At 53.2% G+C, this 18,327-nt stretch carries 13 protein-coding genes and 1 tRNA gene; 4 read left to right on the top strand and 10 right to left on the bottom strand.

The window, feature by feature from the left end:
* Nucleotides 1-9 precede the first annotated feature (9 nt).
* The 7 genes from K6K13_RS20955 to gmk form a co-directional block, all read right to left on the bottom strand.
* Nucleotides 10-1,704, bottom strand: coding sequence for an AsmA family protein (locus K6K13_RS20955; RefSeq protein WP_222158686.1), 1,695 nt, complete (start codon nucleotides 1,702-1,704; stop codon nucleotides 10-12).
* Between the two features lie 142 nt (nucleotides 1,705-1,846).
* Nucleotides 1,847-3,259, bottom strand: coding sequence for a nucleobase:cation symporter-2 family protein (locus K6K13_RS20950; RefSeq protein ID WP_222158685.1), 1,413 nt, complete (start codon nucleotides 3,257-3,259; stop codon nucleotides 1,847-1,849).
* 270 nt (nucleotides 3,260-3,529) lie between these two features.
* Nucleotides 3,530-5,614 carry an ATP-dependent DNA helicase RecG gene (recG, locus tag K6K13_RS20945; RefSeq protein WP_222158684.1) on the bottom strand — a complete coding sequence of 695 codons (2,085 nt, stop codon included), beginning with the start codon at nucleotides 5,612-5,614 and terminating at the stop codon, nucleotides 3,530-3,532.
* A gap of 12 nt (nucleotides 5,615-5,626) precedes the next feature.
* Nucleotides 5,627-6,319: a tRNA (guanosine(18)-2'-O)-methyltransferase TrmH gene (trmH, locus tag K6K13_RS20940; RefSeq protein WP_222158683.1), complete on the bottom strand. Its 693-nt coding sequence runs from the start codon at nucleotides 6,317-6,319 to the stop codon at nucleotides 5,627-5,629.
* A 74-nt stretch (nucleotides 6,320-6,393) separates the two neighbouring features.
* The gene (spoT, locus tag K6K13_RS20935; protein WP_222158682.1) at nucleotides 6,394-8,496 is read right to left on the bottom strand and encodes a bifunctional GTP diphosphokinase/guanosine-3',5'-bis pyrophosphate 3'-pyrophosphohydrolase; all 2,103 of its coding nucleotides are present in this window, start codon (nucleotides 8,494-8,496) and stop codon (nucleotides 6,394-6,396) included.
* A gap of 18 nt (nucleotides 8,497-8,514) precedes the next feature.
* Entirely contained in the window at nucleotides 8,515-8,790 is a 276-nt protein-coding gene (gene rpoZ, locus K6K13_RS20930; RefSeq protein ID WP_195316190.1) for a DNA-directed RNA polymerase subunit omega, read from the bottom strand.
* A gap of 53 nt (nucleotides 8,791-8,843) precedes the next feature.
* On the bottom strand, nucleotides 8,844-9,467 hold the full coding sequence (gene gmk, locus K6K13_RS20925) for a guanylate kinase (protein WP_222158681.1): 624 nt from the start codon (nucleotides 9,465-9,467) through the stop codon (nucleotides 8,844-8,846).
* A 252-nt stretch (nucleotides 9,468-9,719) separates the two neighbouring features.
* Between gmk and K6K13_RS20920 the strand changes: the two genes are divergently transcribed.
* The 4 genes from K6K13_RS20920 to K6K13_RS20905 all read left to right on the top strand — a co-directional run bounded on the left by K6K13_RS20920 (nucleotide 9,720) and on the right by K6K13_RS20905 (nucleotide 12,973).
* Nucleotides 9,720-10,043 (top strand): hypothetical protein, encoded by a 324-nt coding sequence (locus K6K13_RS20920; protein ID WP_222158680.1) that lies wholly within the window; start codon nucleotides 9,720-9,722, stop codon nucleotides 10,041-10,043.
* A 215-nt stretch (nucleotides 10,044-10,258) separates the two neighbouring features.
* Nucleotides 10,259-11,938 (top strand): kdo(2)-lipid A phosphoethanolamine 7''-transferase, encoded by a 1,680-nt coding sequence (gene eptB / locus K6K13_RS20915; protein ID WP_222158679.1) that lies wholly within the window; start codon nucleotides 10,259-10,261, stop codon nucleotides 11,936-11,938.
* A 106-nt stretch (nucleotides 11,939-12,044) separates the two neighbouring features.
* Nucleotides 12,045-12,121: transfer RNA gene (locus K6K13_RS20910), tRNA-Pro, on the top strand.
* Between the two features lie 315 nt (nucleotides 12,122-12,436).
* A complete protein-coding gene (locus K6K13_RS20905) occupies nucleotides 12,437-12,973 on the top strand; it encodes an Ail/Lom family outer membrane beta-barrel protein (RefSeq protein WP_252120372.1) in 537 nt (178 codons plus the stop codon).
* 15 nt (nucleotides 12,974-12,988) lie between these two features.
* Here K6K13_RS20905 and K6K13_RS20900 read toward each other — a convergent pair whose 3' ends face one another.
* The 3 genes from K6K13_RS20900 to K6K13_RS20890 all read right to left on the bottom strand — a co-directional run bounded on the left by K6K13_RS20900 (nucleotide 12,989) and on the right by K6K13_RS20890 (nucleotide 18,236).
* Nucleotides 12,989-14,629, bottom strand: a complete 1,641-nt coding sequence (locus K6K13_RS20900; RefSeq protein WP_252120371.1) for an EAL domain-containing protein — start codon at nucleotides 14,627-14,629, stop codon at nucleotides 12,989-12,991.
* A gap of 417 nt (nucleotides 14,630-15,046) precedes the next feature.
* On the bottom strand, nucleotides 15,047-16,138 hold the full coding sequence (gene fbpC, locus K6K13_RS20895) for a ferric ABC transporter ATP-binding protein (protein WP_222158677.1): 1,092 nt from the start codon (nucleotides 16,136-16,138) through the stop codon (nucleotides 15,047-15,049).
* A 16-nt stretch (nucleotides 16,139-16,154) separates the two neighbouring features.
* Nucleotides 16,155-18,236 (bottom strand): ABC transporter permease, encoded by a 2,082-nt coding sequence (locus K6K13_RS20890; RefSeq protein ID WP_222158676.1) that lies wholly within the window; start codon nucleotides 18,234-18,236, stop codon nucleotides 16,155-16,157.
* Nucleotides 18,237-18,327 lie beyond the last annotated feature (91 nt).

Raw genomic sequence — 18,327 nt, 5'->3', positions numbered from 1 at the left:
GTACGGCCATTAATGCGCGGTGCTGACTTCACCGTGTTGAATCTGCTGCCTTACGCCGGTGCCATCGCTGGTGGTCCCCTGTAACAGACCGCTCAGCGTCGGTTTCAGCGGCGTGTTGGCGGCCAGATTTCCCGTTAAACGCAGTTGCAGATTGCTGTCGGCGCTGGGCAGGGCCTCAGACCCTTGCCAGCCCCAGTGTGTCAGGGTATCCATCGGCACTGAACGTCCGTTTAATGACAGCGTGAACGCCCGACCAGGTTGCTGCTCAATCGTGGCTTGCGCCTCAAGCAGACCACGTTGCGTAAACGCACTCAGTTCGGTAATGGCTATTTGCGCATCACTCGCGTTTAGCGCGAGAGAAGGACGGCGCACATCGAGTTTGTTGAAGGTGGCATCGCTGGCGTTAAGATTCAGCGTACCCTGCCAAACGCCCCACTGGTGCTGACGCGCCAGCAAAAGATTATTGCCGTAGCCATCCAGCGCGGTGAGCTGGAACGGAAAATCAGGGTTGATATCGATGAGCAGGTTACGGTTAGCGCGGAACTTCTTCACCTCAACATCGCTGAGCCAGTCCGGTAATGTCTTCTGCCAGCGCTCACGCCAATCCGTGGGCAGGGTATACTCCATCCCTGCGACCACGACTTCATTCAAAGTCAGACGGTGGTTATCGCGCGTCCACATGCCATCGGTGCGCATCAAACCACCTTCCCAGCGGGTAGTAAACTGTTTGATGGCCACTCCTTGCGGCGAAACGGCAAGGTTAACAATAGGATCAATCAGGTGCATGCTACCGTTGACGATGTCGCTGGCATTAAACGACAGCGTGCCGTCGTCGCTTTCCCAACTGTGCTGGCGGAACGTAATATTTTGCAGGGTGACGTCGAGATCGCTAAACGCCCAGCCGGGCCCTTCAATGCGGGCATCCACCATATCAAAGCGCGAAACGGCTACCGAAGGCAGTTCAGCCACGGGCTGCCAGAAATCTTCCAGCGATTTCGTGGTTTGTAAACGCACGTTACTCAGTCGCAGGCTATCCACCTGCCAACTGCCATCTTCTGCACGTCGCGCATTACCGGTTAACTGACCGCCCGCAACGTCTGCACCAAAGTTGGTTAACGTAAGTTGGTTATTGTTGATTTCCCCCTGAATCAGTACCTGACTGGCGGGGACCTCATTGAGGCGCAGCGAGCGCGCGCTGAGTTGAAAATTACCTTGCGTACCGAGCAGATGCCCCTGCTCTGGCTGCCAGGGGGTGATGCCACCGTTAATTTGCTGCCCGTTCAGCGACCAATCACCGTCTTGCGATTGGAGCGCCATGGTGCGCAATTGCAGCACATCGGCCATGAACGGAACGGCAATGTTGCTGCCAGGCAGCAGATTCAAGGTACCGCCTTCCAGTTCAAGACTGGCAAAGTGGCTCGGTTCTGTCAGCTGCCGTGCGCTTACACCAAAGGACATTTTACGTGCCGCAAGGGTCAACGGCTGCCCTTTGACGCCAAAGGTGACATCGTTAAACACGATATGGTCGGCTTCTGACCAGTTATGCTCTATTTTTCCGAGCGTTAGCTGGTAGTCAGTATTGTCATTCACCCAAGAAGTGACGCGGCTGGCGGCCCAGTGGGTTTGCAACACAACGTAAACGATGACCAATGCCAACAGGGCTAGCAACAGCAAGGTGAGCAGTAGTTTCCCGAGAAATTTCATCGTATCAGTCCATGCCTTGTCATCGTGAGCACTTGTGTTATGCCGCAATTCTTCCTGCGTCTCAATACTTAACCGTGGTTACAGACAATAAAAAACGGCCAGTGTTTCCACACTGGCCGTTTTATCATACCCAAGTTAGACGCTATTGCCTCTGCCTGGTTTTATTTTTCTTCTGCGGGAAGACAAGATTCAGAACAATCGCGGTAATCCCCCCTGCGGCAATGCCGGAGGAAAGCAGGGTTTTCAGCCAATCCGGCGCGAATTGCAGAATCAACGGCTGCTGTGAGACGCCCAGGCCGACAGCCAGCGACAGCGCAATGATCATGATGGCGCGGCGATTAAGCGGCTCGCGTGAAACAATGCGCACGCCAGAGGCTGCAATGGTGCCGAACATCACGATGGTTGCGCCGCCCAGTACTGGTTCAGGAATGTGCTGCACAAAGCCGCTGACTGCCGGGAACAGGCCCAGTACGATCAGCATCAGTGCTACCACAAAACCCACGTAGCGGCTGGCGACGCCGGTCAGCTGAATAACGCCGTTGTTCTGGCCGAAGCAGGAGTTAGGGAAGGTGTTGAAGATGGCGGACAGGCAGGAGTTCATACCGTTAGCCAACACGCCGCCTTTCAGGCGTTTCATGTACAGCGGGCCGCTAACCGGCTGCTCGGAAACGTCGGAGGTGGCGGTGATATCACCGATGGTTTCCAGTGAGGTCACCATAAACACCAGCATCAACGGGATTAACAGGTTCCAGTCGAAGCCGAGGCCGTAATAGAGCGGTGTCGGGATCATGATCGCCGAGGTGTGTGTGGCCGAGGTGTCTTGCGGCAGCATCCCCATCGCCCAGGCGGCAAAGTACCCGACCGCCATAGCAATCACCAGAGAGGCGACGCGCAGATAGGGGTTGCGTTGGCGGTTCAGCAGGATGATGACTAGCAGTACGATAGCGGCCAGTGCCAGATTTTTAGGGGCGCCGAAGGTGTGATCGTTCATGGCGGCGAAGCCGCCGCCGATTGATGTTAATCCCACCTGAATCAGCGACAGACCGATGATCATCACGACCACGCCGGAGACCAGCGGCGTGATGATGCGGCGCGCCAGATGCAGGAAGCGGGAAAGGATGATTTCAGTGAAAGAGGCCACCATCAGGGTTCCGAACAGTGCGGCCATCATGGTGGGCACATCGGCACCGCCATTTTTCAGCGCCAGACCACCCATGATTAACGGGGTGACAAAGTTAAAGCTGGTGCCCTGAATAGAAAGCAATCCCGATCCTACCGGACCCCAGGTTTTAATTTGCAGAATGGACGCCAGGCCGGAAGCGAACAGCGACATGCTGATGATGTGTTGGGTATCCTGCGCGGGCAAACCGAGTGCCTGGCAGATCAACAGGGCTGGGGTAATCACCGCCACAAACATAGCCAGAAGATGCTGGCTGGCGGCAAACAACGTTTGCGCTAACGGCGGTCTGTCTTCCAGACGATAAATCAGTTCACTGTTACGGGGCGCAGCGGTTGGCGTCTCCGTTTGGGGCAGTTCCGTGGTGGTGGTAGTCATGATCAAGGGCGTCCTGAAACGGCAAAGAGGGCATTTTAATGATCTGCTTTGCAAAAGCAATCGTTTGCGGAGCGATTACAAAACAATCTTGTGTTATGCCGGATGACGGTCGGGATTTTTTGAATGCCGCGTTATCAATGTGTGAAAAAACATCGATTATTTTATCGTGGTAACGCGCAATTTAACGTTTCGCGAAGGTGGAGGGCTTTACATACACATGCAGTGCGACAAGGGCTATCCGCGCCCCTTTTCTGCGCCTCGCCTATGGCGTTAGGCATTGGTATAGCGCACCCGCTCCGGTAACCAGCGTTCAATCAGCGCTTTGGCATGTTCGGGATAATGGGCATGAAGATGGCGCGCTACGCGCTGTACTTCGGGGATCAGTGCCTGATCGCGCAGTAAATCCGCCACTTTAAATTCGGCGCTGCCGGTTTGTCGCGTTCCCAGCAGTTCGCCGGGACCGCGAATCTCTAAATCCCGTTGCGCAATAACAAAACCGTCGTTGCTGTCGCGCATCACCTGCAAGCGCTGCTGCGCCGTTTTACTCAGCGGCGTCTTATAAAGCAACACGCAGTGAGACGCGATGGCACCGCGTCCGACGCGACCGCGCAACTGGTGCAGTTGTGCCAAGCCCAGCCGCTCTGGGTTTTCGACGATCATCAGGCTGGCATTGGGCACATCTACGCCCACTTCGATAACCGTGGTCGCCACCAGCAGTTGCAGTTCGCCCTGTTTGAATGCCTGCATCACCGCCTGCTTCTCTTGTGCTTTCATCCGGCCATGTACCAATCCGATGCGCAGATCTGGCAGCGCGACTTTCAGCCCTTCGCAGGTGGCTTCAGCCGCTTTTGCTTCCAGCAGGTCGGACTCTTCAATCAGCGTGCAGACCCAGTAGGCCTGTCGTCCTTCTTCCCGGCAGGCACGATCGACGCGGGTGATAATATCCTCACGACGAGAATCGGGGATGGCGACCGTGGTTACCGGCGTTCTGCCTGGCGGCAGCTCATCGATGACTGACGTGTCCAGATCGGCATAGGCCGTCATTGCCAGCGTGCGTGGTATCGGTGTTGCCGTCATGATTAACTGGTGAGGATGGAAGCCTTGTTCCACCCCTTTTTCCCACAGCGCTAACCGTTGATGTACACCGAAGCGGTGCTGTTCATCAATAATCACCAGCGCTAACCCACTAAATTGCACCTGTTGCTGAAAAATAGCGTGCGTGCCCACGATCATACTGACCTGACCATTGGCGATGGCCTCTTGTTGCGCAACGCGGGCTTTGCCCTTTTGCTTGCCAGCCAGCCAGCCGACCTCAATGCCAAGGGGCTCAAACCAATGACGAAAGTTGATGACGTGTTGTTCCGCGAGCAGCTCGGTGGGTGCCATTAAGGCCACCTGTTTGCCGTTGGCGATAGCGCGCAATGCCGCCATGGCTGCCACCAGCGTTTTTCCCGAGCCGACATCCCCTTGTACCAGACGCATCATGGGGAACGGCTTCTCCATGTCGGCTTCAATGTCGTTGATGACGCGGGTTTGTGCCTGGGTAAGCGCAAACGGGAGGGCGGCCAACAACTGCGTTTTTATGGCGTCCTGCGCATGCAGTGAAAGGGCTCGGTGACGCTGCGCACCGGCGCGTACCGCCAGCATGCTTAAGTGATGCGCCAGCAGCTCTTCCATGATTAAACGCACTTGCGCCGGGTGTTTGCCGTGCTCAAGCTCACTCAGTTGCGTACCCGCCGGGGGACGATGCAGCGTATGTAACGCTTCAGACAGCCCCATCATGCCGCGGCTTAGCTCCTGCGGCAGCAGCTCTTCTATCGGCTGTGCATCCAGACGCTCCAGCGCCTGATCGGTCAATTTGCGCAGTGTTGCCTGACGCACCCCTTCCGTGGTTGGGTAAACCGGCGTCAGGGAGGCTTGTAATTCTACCGGTTGCTGGGCGTCACCCTGCACGCGGTATTCGGGATGGATAATCTCAGCCCCGTTCTTACCACGTTTGATTTCACCGTAGGCGATAACGTGCTGGCCCGGTGCCAGGCTGTTTTTCATTGCGGCATTGAAATTGAAGAAGCGCATCGTCAGCACGCCACTGCCGTCACTGATCTGGCAGGTCAGCATGCGTTTGCGGCCAAAGACGATGTCGTTGCGCAGCACCTCACCTTCCACCGTGGCATAGATGCCGGGCAGCAAGTCGCCAATAGCGTAGAGATGGGTGCGATCTTCATAACGCAGCGGCAGGTGCAGCAGCACGTCCTGTACGGTTTCCAACCCAAGGCGTGCGAGTTTAGCCGCCTGACTGGCACCGACCCCCGTGAGGGTGTTCAACGGTTGGTTATTCAGCAGGTGACTTTTCATGGGGATGTCTCGCTATTCGGCGGCGGATTGCATCGCTGCCCACCATGCCGTGTCGGCAATGATCTGGCCCTGATGGTCGATGTGCGGACGGGGAAGTTTTTTCCGCATCGCTACGCGCGCCAGCATCGGATAACCCCCTTCGAACAGCAAGCGTTGCTGCTCATCGTCATCGAGCATGCCTGTGTCACGTTGGTACATACCCGCGTTTTGACGTTGGCGCTGGGCTTCGTACAGGATCAGCGCAGAAGCGACCGACACGTTGAGGGATTGCACCATACCGATCATCGGAATAATGATGTCCTGATCGGCCAGCGCGAGTGCTTCCTGAGTGATGCCGGTTTTTTCCTGACCGAGCAGGATGCAGGTTGGTCGCATGTAATCGACCTCACGAAAATCGACCGCCTTGGCAGACAGATTGGTCGCCAGAATCTGCATGCCTTGCGTTTTTAAATGCGAGACGGCATCGGTGATAGTGCGGTGTGTTTTGACCTGTACCCAACTGTTGCTGCCTGCCGCCGATGACACCAGTGTACGCATGCGGCTGGTGGGCCAAACGGCATGGACTTCGTGTACGCCAACGGCATCAGCGGTACGAATCACAGCGGAAATATTGTGGGGTTTGTGCACCTGCTCCATACACACCGTCAAATCGGGTTGACGGCTGGTCAGCATCTCTTGGATGCGGGCGTAGCGTTCTGGTGTCATACGATGTCTCTTGCGTTATCCCGGTGCCATGTGTGCGACCGGGATCGTCAGGGCTATCACTGGTACGGTGGCAATCAGTTGCGATTACGGGTCACTTTGATGACATCCGGCATCACGCGGATTTTGCGCATGACGTTAGCCAGATGTACCCGATCGCGCGTGGTCAAACGGATAAAGGCGCTATACACGCGACCATCCCTTTCTTCCGTATTGATGCTCTGAATATTGGAGTTGGCGGCATTAATCGCTGCGGTCAGGTTGGCCAATGCCCCCTGATGGTTGAACATGTCGACCTTAATCTCAGCGATAAACTCTTGTTCGGTAACCTTATCCCACTCGACCGCCATGAATTTTTCTGGCTCTTTCTGGTAGCCGCGAATATTTCGGCAAGACTCATGGTGAATCACCAAACCTTTACCGGGACTGACGTGCGCCACAATCGGGTCACCGGGGATCGGGCGGCAGCATTTGGCAAACGTAATCAATACGCCATCTGCACCTTTGATCGGCAGCTTGCGCAAACCGGTGTGTTCTTGCTGTAACGGTTGCTCATCCAACAGGTTTTTCGCCACGACGATGCTCATGGCGTTACCGAGGCCAATCTCAGCCAGCAGGTCATCCAGCGAGGTGAGTTTCATGCGATCCAGCTCAAGCTGGATGCTGGTTTGTGGAATATCGCTGAGTTTTCTGCCACTGCCTAACGCGTGATTCAATAAACGGCGACCCAGACTCACCGAATCGTCACGTTTGAGGTTCTTCAGCATTTGGCGAATTTTGGCGCGAGCGCGCGAACTGACGACAAAGTTTAACCATGCCGCATTGGGGCGCGCGCCGGGTGCGGTAATGATTTCTACCGTCTGCCCACTGTTGAGCGATTGGGAGAGCGGGTAGGGCTGTCTGTCGACGCGTGCGCCGACGCAGGCATGCCCGATATCCGTATGCACCGCGTAGGCAAAATCGACCGGCGTCGCGCCAGCCGGTAGCTCGATGATGCGCCCTTCCGGGGTGAACACGTACATTTCGTCGGGGAAGAGATCGGATTTGACGCTCTCGATAAACTCGAACGAACTGCCCGCACTTTGTTGCAGTTCCAGCAGGCTCTGCATCCAGCGCTGAGCGCGAACTTGTGCCGTGGTGCTGCTTTCACCTTCTTTATAAGCCCAGTGCGCTGCCACACCCATTTCGGCCATCTGGTCCATGTCTTCGGTGCGGATCTGTACCTCGACTGGCACGCCGTGCGGCCCAATCAACGAGGTATGCAGCGATTGGTAGCCGTTCGCCTTCGGAATAGCGATGTAATCTTTGACGCGGCCGGGACGCGGTTTGTACAGGCTATGCACCTGCCCGAGTACGCGATAGCAGGTATCCAGCTCTTTAACGATCACCCGAAACGCGTAGATATCCATGATGGAATGGAAACGCTGCTCTTTCAGGTGCATTTTGCAGTAGATGGAATAGAGGTGTTTTTCGCGTCCGCTGACGCGACAGGGAATACCGGCTTCGTTCAACCGCCCTTCAATTTCGGAAAGGATTTTTTGGATCATTTCCTTGCGGTTGCCGCGCGCGGCTTTGACCACATCTTTAATGACCCGATAACGGTTTGGATACAGCGCCTCAAAACCCAGCTCTTCCAACTCGGTTTTCAGATGATGAATACCCAAACGGTGCGCCAGCGGGCTGTAAATCTCCAGCGTTTCACGCGCGATGCGGCGACGCTTATCAGGGCGCAGTGAACCCAGCGTGCGCATGTTATGCGTGCGGTCAGCCAGTTTGATGAGAATGACGCGGATGTCTTGCACCATCGCCATAATCATCTTGCGGAAGTTCTCCGCCTTCGCTTCTTTCTTATCGCGGAATTTCAGCTTGTCCAGCTTCGAGACGCCATCTACCAGTTCGGCGACACTCTTGCCGAATTGTTGTTCAATATCCTGGTAAGTGGTCGGGGTATCTTCGATGGTGTCATGCAACAGCGCGGCCATCAGCGTCTCATAGTCAAGACGCATCTCCGCCAAAATACCGGCTACGGCGACGGGGTGGGTGATGTAAGGTTCACCGCTGGAGCGAGTCTGCCCCTCGTGAGCATCACGTGCAACAATATAAGCCTGCTGAAGGCGCTTGATCTGGTCTTCCGGCAGATAGCGCTGAATCAGCAGATTGAGGCTTTCGAAGATATACAAGGGCGACCCGTAGCGAGATTAACGACGACCTTCAGCAATCGCGGTGACCGCCTGGATCTCTGCGGCTTCTTGCTCTTGCTGTTCCTGACGCTCACGCACATCCAGAATCTGGTTGTTGATCAGGCCTTCTTCGATCTCGCGCAGTGCGATCACGGTGTATTTGTCGTTCTCTTCAGGGACCAGCGGATCTTTTCCGCCGGCTTGCATCTGGCGGGCGCGGCGAGCAGCGACCAACACCAGGTCAAAACGGTTACCAATTTTCTCAACAGCGTCTTGAACAGTTACGCGTGCCATAATGTGCTACTCCACAGGAAATAAAATGACTGCGCATCATACTGAAAGTGATGTCAGTCTGCCAATAGTTTGGTGATTAATGCATCATGCCGCAATGCCTGACGGCTCAGCAATAGGCGTTCAGCGCGGATGATGGTTTTCAGATCGGACAGCGCCAGATCGAAATCATCGTTGACGATCAGATAATCGTATTCCGCGTAGTGTGTCATTTCTGCCACCGCTTGCGCCATACGTCGCGCAATCACCTCATCGCTGTCTTGACCGCGTCCGCGCAAACGGCGCCCCAACTCTTCTTTGGACGGCGGCAGAATAAAGATACTGCGCGCCTGCGGCATCCGGCGGCGGATTTGCTCTGCGCCCTGCCAATCGATATCCAGAAAAATATCTACGCCGGTTGCCAGCACCTGCTCAATGGCGGCTTTGGACGTACCGTAGTAGTTGCCAAACACCTCGGCGTACTCAAGGAAAGCATCTTCCTGAATCATACGCTTAAATTCATCCACAGAAACGAAGAAATAGTGTTCTGCGTGGTTTTCGCCCGGGCGTTTGGCGCGGGTGGTGTGGGAAATCGACACCTGGGTGTCATACAACGGCTGCGTTTTCAGTAACGCATTTATTAAACTGGATTTTCCCGCGCCGCTGGGGGCGGAAACAATGTATAACGTACCTTGAGCCATAGTGATGAACGTAATATATCGTGAATGTGATGGAATCGGTTGACTGTCGCAGTTGTGCGAATTTTGCATTATACACGCACTCATCTTTACCGTCGCGTTACCTGATGGCACATCGTGTGATGACCTGATTCGTGATCCCTTTCGATAGTTTGCTTAAATTTTTATGTGTTATGCATTTTTCGCGCGTTTTTTTGGTTTCTGAGGCGTTTTGGTGTGTGCCAGCATAATGGCAGAAACGTAAAGGATGCGCTTATGAGACAATCCGTTCTCCAATACGGCACCGTGCTGTTTTTCCTGGTGCTGTTGCAATCATTGACGATGCTGGTGCGAACATCAATTTCCGACTCCAACGTGCGGGCCGTAACGTATGTGGCTCAGGAAAAGCGTTTTTCTGTGTGCTGGGATCGTTATTCCTGGTGGCATCGGCTGGAAAAGAGACTTGAATCCGCGCCGGATAGGACAAAAAAACCAATACCTCACCAGCACTCTTTGCAAGTGGTGAAAATAATAACGCGCTGGATTAAGCAAGGAACGAAAACTATCCGCTGTATTCATAAAATTTCATTGCGGCGGTAAATGGCTACCCCCAGTCTCGTCTTATCACGGGTGCAGCGTGTTATACGCTAATCTATGCCTCTAATAAAAACATTAGCGCTGTTTACGTTTAACAACTTGCCGTTTGTGAAAATCAAAGTAAGCGTTAAAAAAGTATATTATTCATGAACTCATCAATTATTTCTGTGTCCTAATTTTTTTAAAGAAGCCTTGGTTTATGCTGGAGCCACAGTAAGATGTCGGTGATTACCTCTTTTTCGCAGTCTGCTTTGTCATTGTTTCTTGCCGTGTATATTGGATTGTTTCTTAACGTCTCCGTCTATTACCGCCGCTTTGATGATGTCGCTTCCCCTTCTGGAACTGCTCTTGCCAAATACCTGCCTGCGTTGATTGAATTATCGCTCAGTGTGATGTTCACCTTTTTTCTGATGCGATTGATCTCACTGGGTGGTCGTTATTTCTACCGACTTATCGCCTCATTGTTAGTGTTGGTTTCTGTGGCCGCCAGTTACTACATGACGTTTTTTAATGTGGTTATTGGCTACGGGATAATTGCGTCCGTGATGACAACGGATATTGATTTGTCAAAGGAGGTGATCGGCTGGCAATTTATCGTCTGGACGCTGTGCGTCAGCGCAATGCCTTTGGCGATCATCTGGAAAGCCGATTTGCGCAATACCCTTATCGAACAATTAAAAACGCCTGGGAAACGCATTAAACCTGTAGCGATCCTGCTGGCTGTTGTCGCGCTGGTATGGGGCACCATGGAGTATATGGGGACCGAGCAAAAGCGCATGGAAAAAAGAACCAACATCGATTTGCCCAGCTACGGCGGTGTTATTGCTCACTCATATTTGCCATCCAACTGGATCTCGGCGTTGGGGTTATTCGCTTACACGCAATATGATGAAAGTCAGGATGCGGCGGAGTTGTTCGATCCCGCCAAAAATTTTACCTATGTAGCCCCTGCTGGCATTGAGGATACCTATGTGGTTTTTATCCTGGGGGAGACGGCCCGCTGGGATCATATGGGACTGCTCGGTTATCAGCGTGATACCACACCGCAACTGTCAAAAGAGCGCAATCTGGTGGCGTTCCGGGGTCAGTCTTGTGATACCTCAACCAAACTTTCCATGCGCTGCATGTTCGTGCGTGAAGGCGGGGCTGAAAACAACCCGCAACGTACCTTGAAAGAACAAAATATTTTCAATGTGCTGCGTTCACTGGGTTTCACCTCAGAACTGTTCGCGATGCAAAGTGAGGTCTGGTTTTATAACAGCATTAATGCCAATAACTACTCATTCCGCGAAATGATCGCTTCCGAAGAACGTAATGAAGGCAAATCGGTTGACGACATGCTATTGGTCGATGAGGTGAAGGGGTCATTAGCGCGTTATCCTAAGGGTAAACATTTGATTGTGCTGCACACCAAAGGCTCCCATTACCTCTATTCGATGCGCTATCCGCGCAGTTTTGCGCGTTATCAGCCTGAATGTATGGGGGTTGACGCCTCCTGCTCACGTGAGCAACTGATTAACGCGTTTGATAACAGCGTGTTGTATACCGACACCTTTATTAAAAAGGTGTTGGATCAGGTGCGTGACAAGAAAGCGCTGGTGTTTTATGCCTCAGATCACGGTGAGTCGATTGATGAAAACTACCATTTGCACGGCACACCGCGCGATGTTGCACCGCCGGAACAGTTCCGCTCGCCAATGCTGGTGTGGGCGTCAGACAAGTTCCTGGCACAACCGCAAAATACACAGCTGTTTGAACAACTGAAAGCACAGCAGCGTGTGGGGGCACCCCATCGTCATGAAGCGTTGTTTGATTCCATATTGGGCTGCCTGGGTTATCGTTCGACCGACGGCGGCATTAACGCCAGCAATAACTGGTGTGCATTACCGTCGCGTTGATGGATAGGCGATTGTGCATTTTCGCGCCAACCACGCGCCGAGCGTGCTCTTTTATCAAAAAGGGATTGACGCTTTTTTGAGGGCGCAGTAAGATGCGCCCCGCATTCGGCGAGTAGCGCAGCCTGGTAGCGCAACACGTTCGGGACGTGTGGGTCGGAGGTTCAAATCCTCTCTTGCCGACCAAATTATCCCGTTTTGTCTGAACCTTTCAGACGAAACCATAAGAAAACGGTAGATGACATCATCTGCCGTTTTTTTTCGTCTGCGCTTTTGTTTAGATAGATTCTGTTTACTTTCTACAATATCTTATTGTGTTATTCATTTATTTGAAAAACAACAATGTACCTAAAAAGATAATAAAAATACATCTTATAACGTGTTGATAATAAATGAGTTAACTCTGAGGCAAGGTATTTCACTGATTTACATGCAAGGCGTCAACTGACATTTTACGCTCTGTCTTTGGAATGTTATATATCATAAAAGGAGCGTGTGAAAGTGAATATAAATAAAAAGCTATTGGCATTATCTATGGTATTAGCTGCAATGAGTGGGGGGGCTATCGCTCAAGCGGATACGCATACCATCAGTCTGGGCTATTCTCATGGAAAGGTGACTGATTTTAATAATCTCCACGGCGTCACAGCGAAATATCACTATCAACCCGACGGTTCATTGGGCTTTATCAGCTCGCTGACCTATATGGGGGGAGAGGAAAAATATAATGCTGGTGCGAATAAGGCAAAGGTTCAGCTGAAATATTATTCGCTGTTAGTGGGCCCCTCTTATCGCGTCAATGAATTCGTGAGCCTTTATGGATTAGCGGGCGTCGCGCAGGGTAAAGGAAAAATTTCTGGAGCTGACGCTGGCGGCAATAATCTCCCTTATAAAGATAAAAAATCAGGTTTTGCTTATGGAGCCGGTATTCAGATCGCTCCAGCAGCAAACTGGAGTATCGATCTGGGTTATGAAGGCTCGACAGTCAAAAATATAAAAATCAACGGATTCAATATCGGCCTTGGCTATCGCTTCTGATACTGAATAGCATGATTACGCCGAAGAAGACTTCGGCGTTTCCTTTCCCTCCAGAGAATCTGCCATGGCATGCTCGTCGACGGGCGTTAACTGACGTTTGGCGTGGTAATGCTGCCACACGGTAAAATTTTCATTATCCATAGGTTTGGCATACAAAAATCCCTGAATGTAGCCCACGTCGTGTTGTGTCAGGTAGTGAAGCTGACGCGCGGTTTCCACCCCTTCTGCTACGATCTTCAAATTAAGGCGGTGAGCGAGACTGATAATGGTATCTAAAATCGGCGTCTCTTCTTCCTGTGATGAAATGGTGCGAACAAACCCCTGATCGATTTTCAAATAGTCGAGCGGGAAGCTTTGCAGATAAGACAGAGAACAATGGCCGGTGCCAAAATCATCAATCGCGACATGTATGCCCTCCTGACGTAGCTGTTGCAAGCGCTGCGCCACTTCTGGCCCTTCGCTAATGAGGCTGCGCTCGGTCAGTTCTAACGTTATCAAAAAGCGATGGGCCGCCACATTCGCCGCAAACTGGCGGATATCGGCGATAAATTCGCTGTCTTGCAGATGTTCAGCCGACACGTTCAAGCCCAGATGAAAATTTGGCTCAATGTGCCAACTGGCAACGTCTTCCTCCACCAGTTTCAACAAATGTCGTGTCAGCGGGATAATCATATTTTCCGCTTCAGCGGCAGCAATAAACACATCCGGGCGAATCCACTGCCCGTCGGCGCGCCGCCAGCGCAATAACGCTTCTGCGCCAGTGCAGCGTTGCGCCGCGGTGCCGTAAACCGGCTGATAGTAGACAGAAAACTCATTGTTGGTGATGCCGCGGCGTAATTCGTCCTGAAAGGAGAGCTTGCGTTTTTGCCAATACAGCGCGGCCAGAATAAACAGCGCAGAAAGTACCAGTGTGAGCGGCAACAGCGTAAGAAAGGCAAACTGCCAGGCTTTGCCCATTTCTGTCGCGGGGGCGGTAATGGAGACCACAATGGGGAAACGTTCCGATGTGATGTGATATTCCACACCAGAAAGCCATTCAGGTTGATGCGGCACGGTGGTGGCACTGGGATGAATTAAATCACCATCCCCCACCCTGATATTCAGTTGAAAGCCGCGCAGCTTGTTGACAGCATTCATTAACGTCACCAAATATTGCGCATCCACCAAGCCAAAAGCGCCCCAGCCATCGTCCGGCGTGCGAATAAAAATGAGCGTTGGGCTAATGTCGGCGTCTTTGATCTGATCGACGGAGAGGCTCCAGGCGGGAGGCAGTTTTGCCGGAAGCGGCATCATGATCACGTCGCTGATGTCCAGCGCGTTATGGGAAAACAGCGAGGAGCAGTAAATGCTCTTGTCATAGGTCAGACCTATAGCGCGAAAATAAGCGAACTGCGCGCTGAGCCGTTGGAGATCGTCTCTGATATCCTCACAGAGTTTTCCTTGCAGCGGTTGCAGGGTTTCTAGCAGTGACCAGGCGCGGGTGGTAATGCTTTCCGCCTGATCGAGCGCCAGGTTCGCCGTGGATTGCAGATCGCGCTGCACGATTTGTCGTGATTCGACAAAGGTAAAAAGTAATACCAATAGCAATGGAAATACCCCGGCGCAGAGAATCAGCCAGCGGCCCCGTTGTTGCGCGCGTTTATGCTGTGGACTCACGTCACTACTCCTTGGTACCACGTAGATATGACTCTGCCTGTCGTGGTGTATATACCCTTCATGCGTCAAGTTGCATGTGCGTTGGCTGCACTCGCTCACCCGAATCACTGACTTATGTAAGCTCATCGGAATTCGCTCCCTTGCCGTGTGACGAGACTCATGAACGAACCTCGCCCTAAAGGGCCAGCGCAAACGCTATTCAAAACGTAAACGTTCTGTCCTGCAACTCGAATGATTTAGGGTATAGCAATGTGAAGAACCAGGCAGCCAGCGCACCCTGAAACGCGTCGCGACATAAATGTGTCTGCGCGCTATTTAAGTATATCAATCCGCTGTAAATCGATCGGAAATTGTTTTGAAAGCAAAGGATGAAAAAAAGGGAGCCACGAGAGGGCTCCCTGAAGGGGTCGGCAAGCGTTAGCCTTCGTTGAGAATAAACATGCCGTAAGGGTGAATATGCAAGTAGAGATCGTCGCCCACGTTCGGTTGTAACTGAGTGGCATTCACTTGTAACAGCAGGGATTGTCCGTGCCAGATGACGCTTACTTCATACTGTGAACCCATGTAAGCCACATGGTGTACAGAACAACGCTGGCTTTCATCACCCTGCGTATTCAGCGTAATGGCTTCGGGACGGATGCCCACGGTGCATGCCCCGTTTTCTGCGCCGAAGTGGTTCGGTTTAGGAATACGGTAGCCGAAAATCTCTACGCTATCGGCCTGTCGCTGTGCCGGGAAAATATTGGCCTCACCCATAAAACTTGCCATGAAGCGTGACGCAGGCTGACGATACAACGCTTGCGGCGAGCCCATCTGCATGATGTGACCTTTATTCATCACCAGTACGCTGTCAGACACGGCGAAGGCTTCGCTTTGGTCGTGGGTGACGTAGAGTGAGGTGATGTTGAACTGCTGCTGCAATTCGCGGATTTTTTCCCGCATGCTGCGCCGCAGGTTGGCATCCAGGTTGCTCAGTGGTTCATCGAACAGCAATACTTTGGGCTTTAGAATCAACGCGCGCGCCAACGCGACGCGCTGCTGCTGGCCGCCAGAGATCTGATCGACATAACGATCGGCAAACCCTTCCAAATCCACCAGCGCCAGTGCTTCATTGACCCGATCGCGGATCTCACTTTTGGGCCGACCGAGCATCTTCAGACCGTAGCCAATATTCTCCCCCAGTGACATATGGGGGAACAATGCGTAGGACTGAAACACCATACAGATATCACGTTGCTGGATGGAACGATCGGTCACGTCTTCGCCGTCGATATAGATGCGGCCTTCACTGGGTTTTTCCAGCCCGGCCACCAGTCGTAGCACGGTGGTCTTGCCACAGCCGGATGGGCCGAGCAGTGTCACCATGTGACCCTGAGGAATTGCCAGATCGAGATTTTCCAGCACGGTGTTGGTGCCAAAGCGTTTTGTCACGCCTTTGAGCTCAACGAAATTTTTACGCGGTGCCTGCTCCGCTTCAGCGGTGGCGTGTTGGGTTAATACAGTATTCACGATAGTCACCTTCTGATTATTGTGCGTTTTTGGCTTTGGAGCGGGCGGTACGAGATTCGCCAACCAAATAGTCAAACAGGAAAATGATCGCCAGCATCACTACGATCAGGATAGAGCCGTAGGCGATAGCCACCCCATATTCGCCGTCTTCAACGCGGTTCAGGATATAGGCGGTAGCGACGCGTGTGTCCGGTGTCACCAGGAACACGATAGCGCTGACGGTGGTAATGGCGCGCACAAAGCTGTAGATCAACGCGGAAAGGATGGCCGGGCGCAGTAGCGGCAGTAAAATGTAGACGATAGTGCGCATTGCACCGGCACGCAGGCTGAGGGAGGCTTCGTCCAGCGATTTATCCAGTTGGCCCAAGCCTGCTATACCTGCGCGAATCCCCACTGGCACGTTGCGCATCACCATCGAAATGATGACGATGGCGGCGGTGCCTGTCAGATAAATGGGCGCGCTGTTGAAGGCCAAAATATAAGAGATACCTGCCACTGTGCCCGGTACGGCAAAGCAGAGCATGGTGGTGAACTCGATGGTTTTTTTGCCGCGGAACTGTTGGCGCACCACGATATAGGCGATCAACAGACCAAACAGCGCGGTGATAGGCGCGGCAATCCCGGCGTAGAGCAGTGTATCGAGCAGTGAAGGCCATGCGCCGTCGCTAAAACCTTGCCCGAACAGGGTAATAAAGTTTTGTAGCGTCAGCGTGTAATCCACGCCCCAGTTCACGGTGAAACTGCCGTAGAAAATGCTGCCGTACAGCAGACCGTTAAATGCCACCCAGACTATGAGGATAGCGGTGACACCCCACACCATCAGGCGCGGCAGCGGTTGCACATCGCCTCGGCTGAATTTGCCGGAAATGGTGACGTAAGAGCGTTTCCCTATCCACAGATATTGGATACAAAATACCACCAGCGAGAACACCAGCAGAATCACGCCCAGCGTACTGGCAGCCTGATAATCCAACTGTGCACCGGTGATATAGAAGTAAATCTGCGTCGCCAACACGTCGAAGTTGCCCCCCAGCACCAGCGGGTTACTGAAATCGGCCAGAGACTGCACAATGACGATCAGGAAAGCGTTCGCCAGCGCCGGTTTCAGCAGTGGCAGGAAGATGCGGTTAAAGGTTTGATAGCGGTTGGCGCGCAGCGTATAGGACGCCTCTTCCAGCGACGGATGAATGCTCTTTATTGCACCGTCGAGGATCATAAACGCCATCGGGGTAAAGGCCAGCACCTGTGCAATCCAGATGCCCGTGAAGCCGTACAGCCAGTTGGTGTTGGTCAGCCCGAACCAGGACACCATCAGTTCGGTCACATAGCCGGAACGGCCCATCATCAGCGTTACGCCCAGCCCGACGATAAAGGGCGGCGTGACAATCGGCAGAATGGAAAACACGCGCCCAACAATGGCGGTACGCTTGGCAATGCGTGAGGTGTAAATCGCCAGCACCAGCCCAAAAAAAGTACAACCAAAGCCCACGGCCATAGCGAGCAGGAAGGAGTTCCAGATCACCCGGAGAATATGCGATTGCCCTAACACCGTCATAAAACCTAACGGCACGAATTCGCCCGCGCTGTTGGTGAACATGGGAATGAAAATGGCAATGCTGGGGTAGAGAATAAAGATACCGATCAGCACAATGATGGTTATCAGTGAGCCGATGACAAAGCGATCGCCGCCCAGCCATTCAAGGCGCGCCATCGCCAGCGTCATGATGGCGCCTAACGCGATAAAGATACCGATGGTGGCATATCCCATGCCCTGCTGAACCACGGTAGCACTGAGCAGCATAAACAGCATGCAAAACAGGGCATAGCCGGCATCAAACAGGTGACGACCTCGCTGTTTACGCGAGGCGGGGGTGCGAGGACGCAGTAACAGCGCGCAGGGTAACAGCAGCCACAGCAGGCTGATGTTGATGCCAGACCAGCCATAAGCGTGCAGCACCTCTTCCCGGGTGGCACCGAACAGGCCGTAGTCCAAACTCCAGGCGGGCAGCAGCGCAAACGAGAGCGGGATAACGGCGAGCCAGAGAAAGATGGCGTCCAGTGCCTGCGGGCGTTGAGCCGAGGCGAGTGAGTGAGACATGGGTTTCCCTCTGAGTAGACGAAAAGTCACAATGGTGACGAATGACCGAGACTGAAGACAACGTCACTCCGCCGACGCGTCATTCTCCGCG

The organism is Symbiopectobacterium purcellii, assembly GCF_019797845.1.
GTDB classification, from domain to species: Bacteria; Pseudomonadota; Gammaproteobacteria; order Enterobacterales; family Enterobacteriaceae; genus Symbiopectobacterium; species Symbiopectobacterium purcellii.
This window is presented reverse-complemented; position numbering and strand designations above follow the sequence as displayed.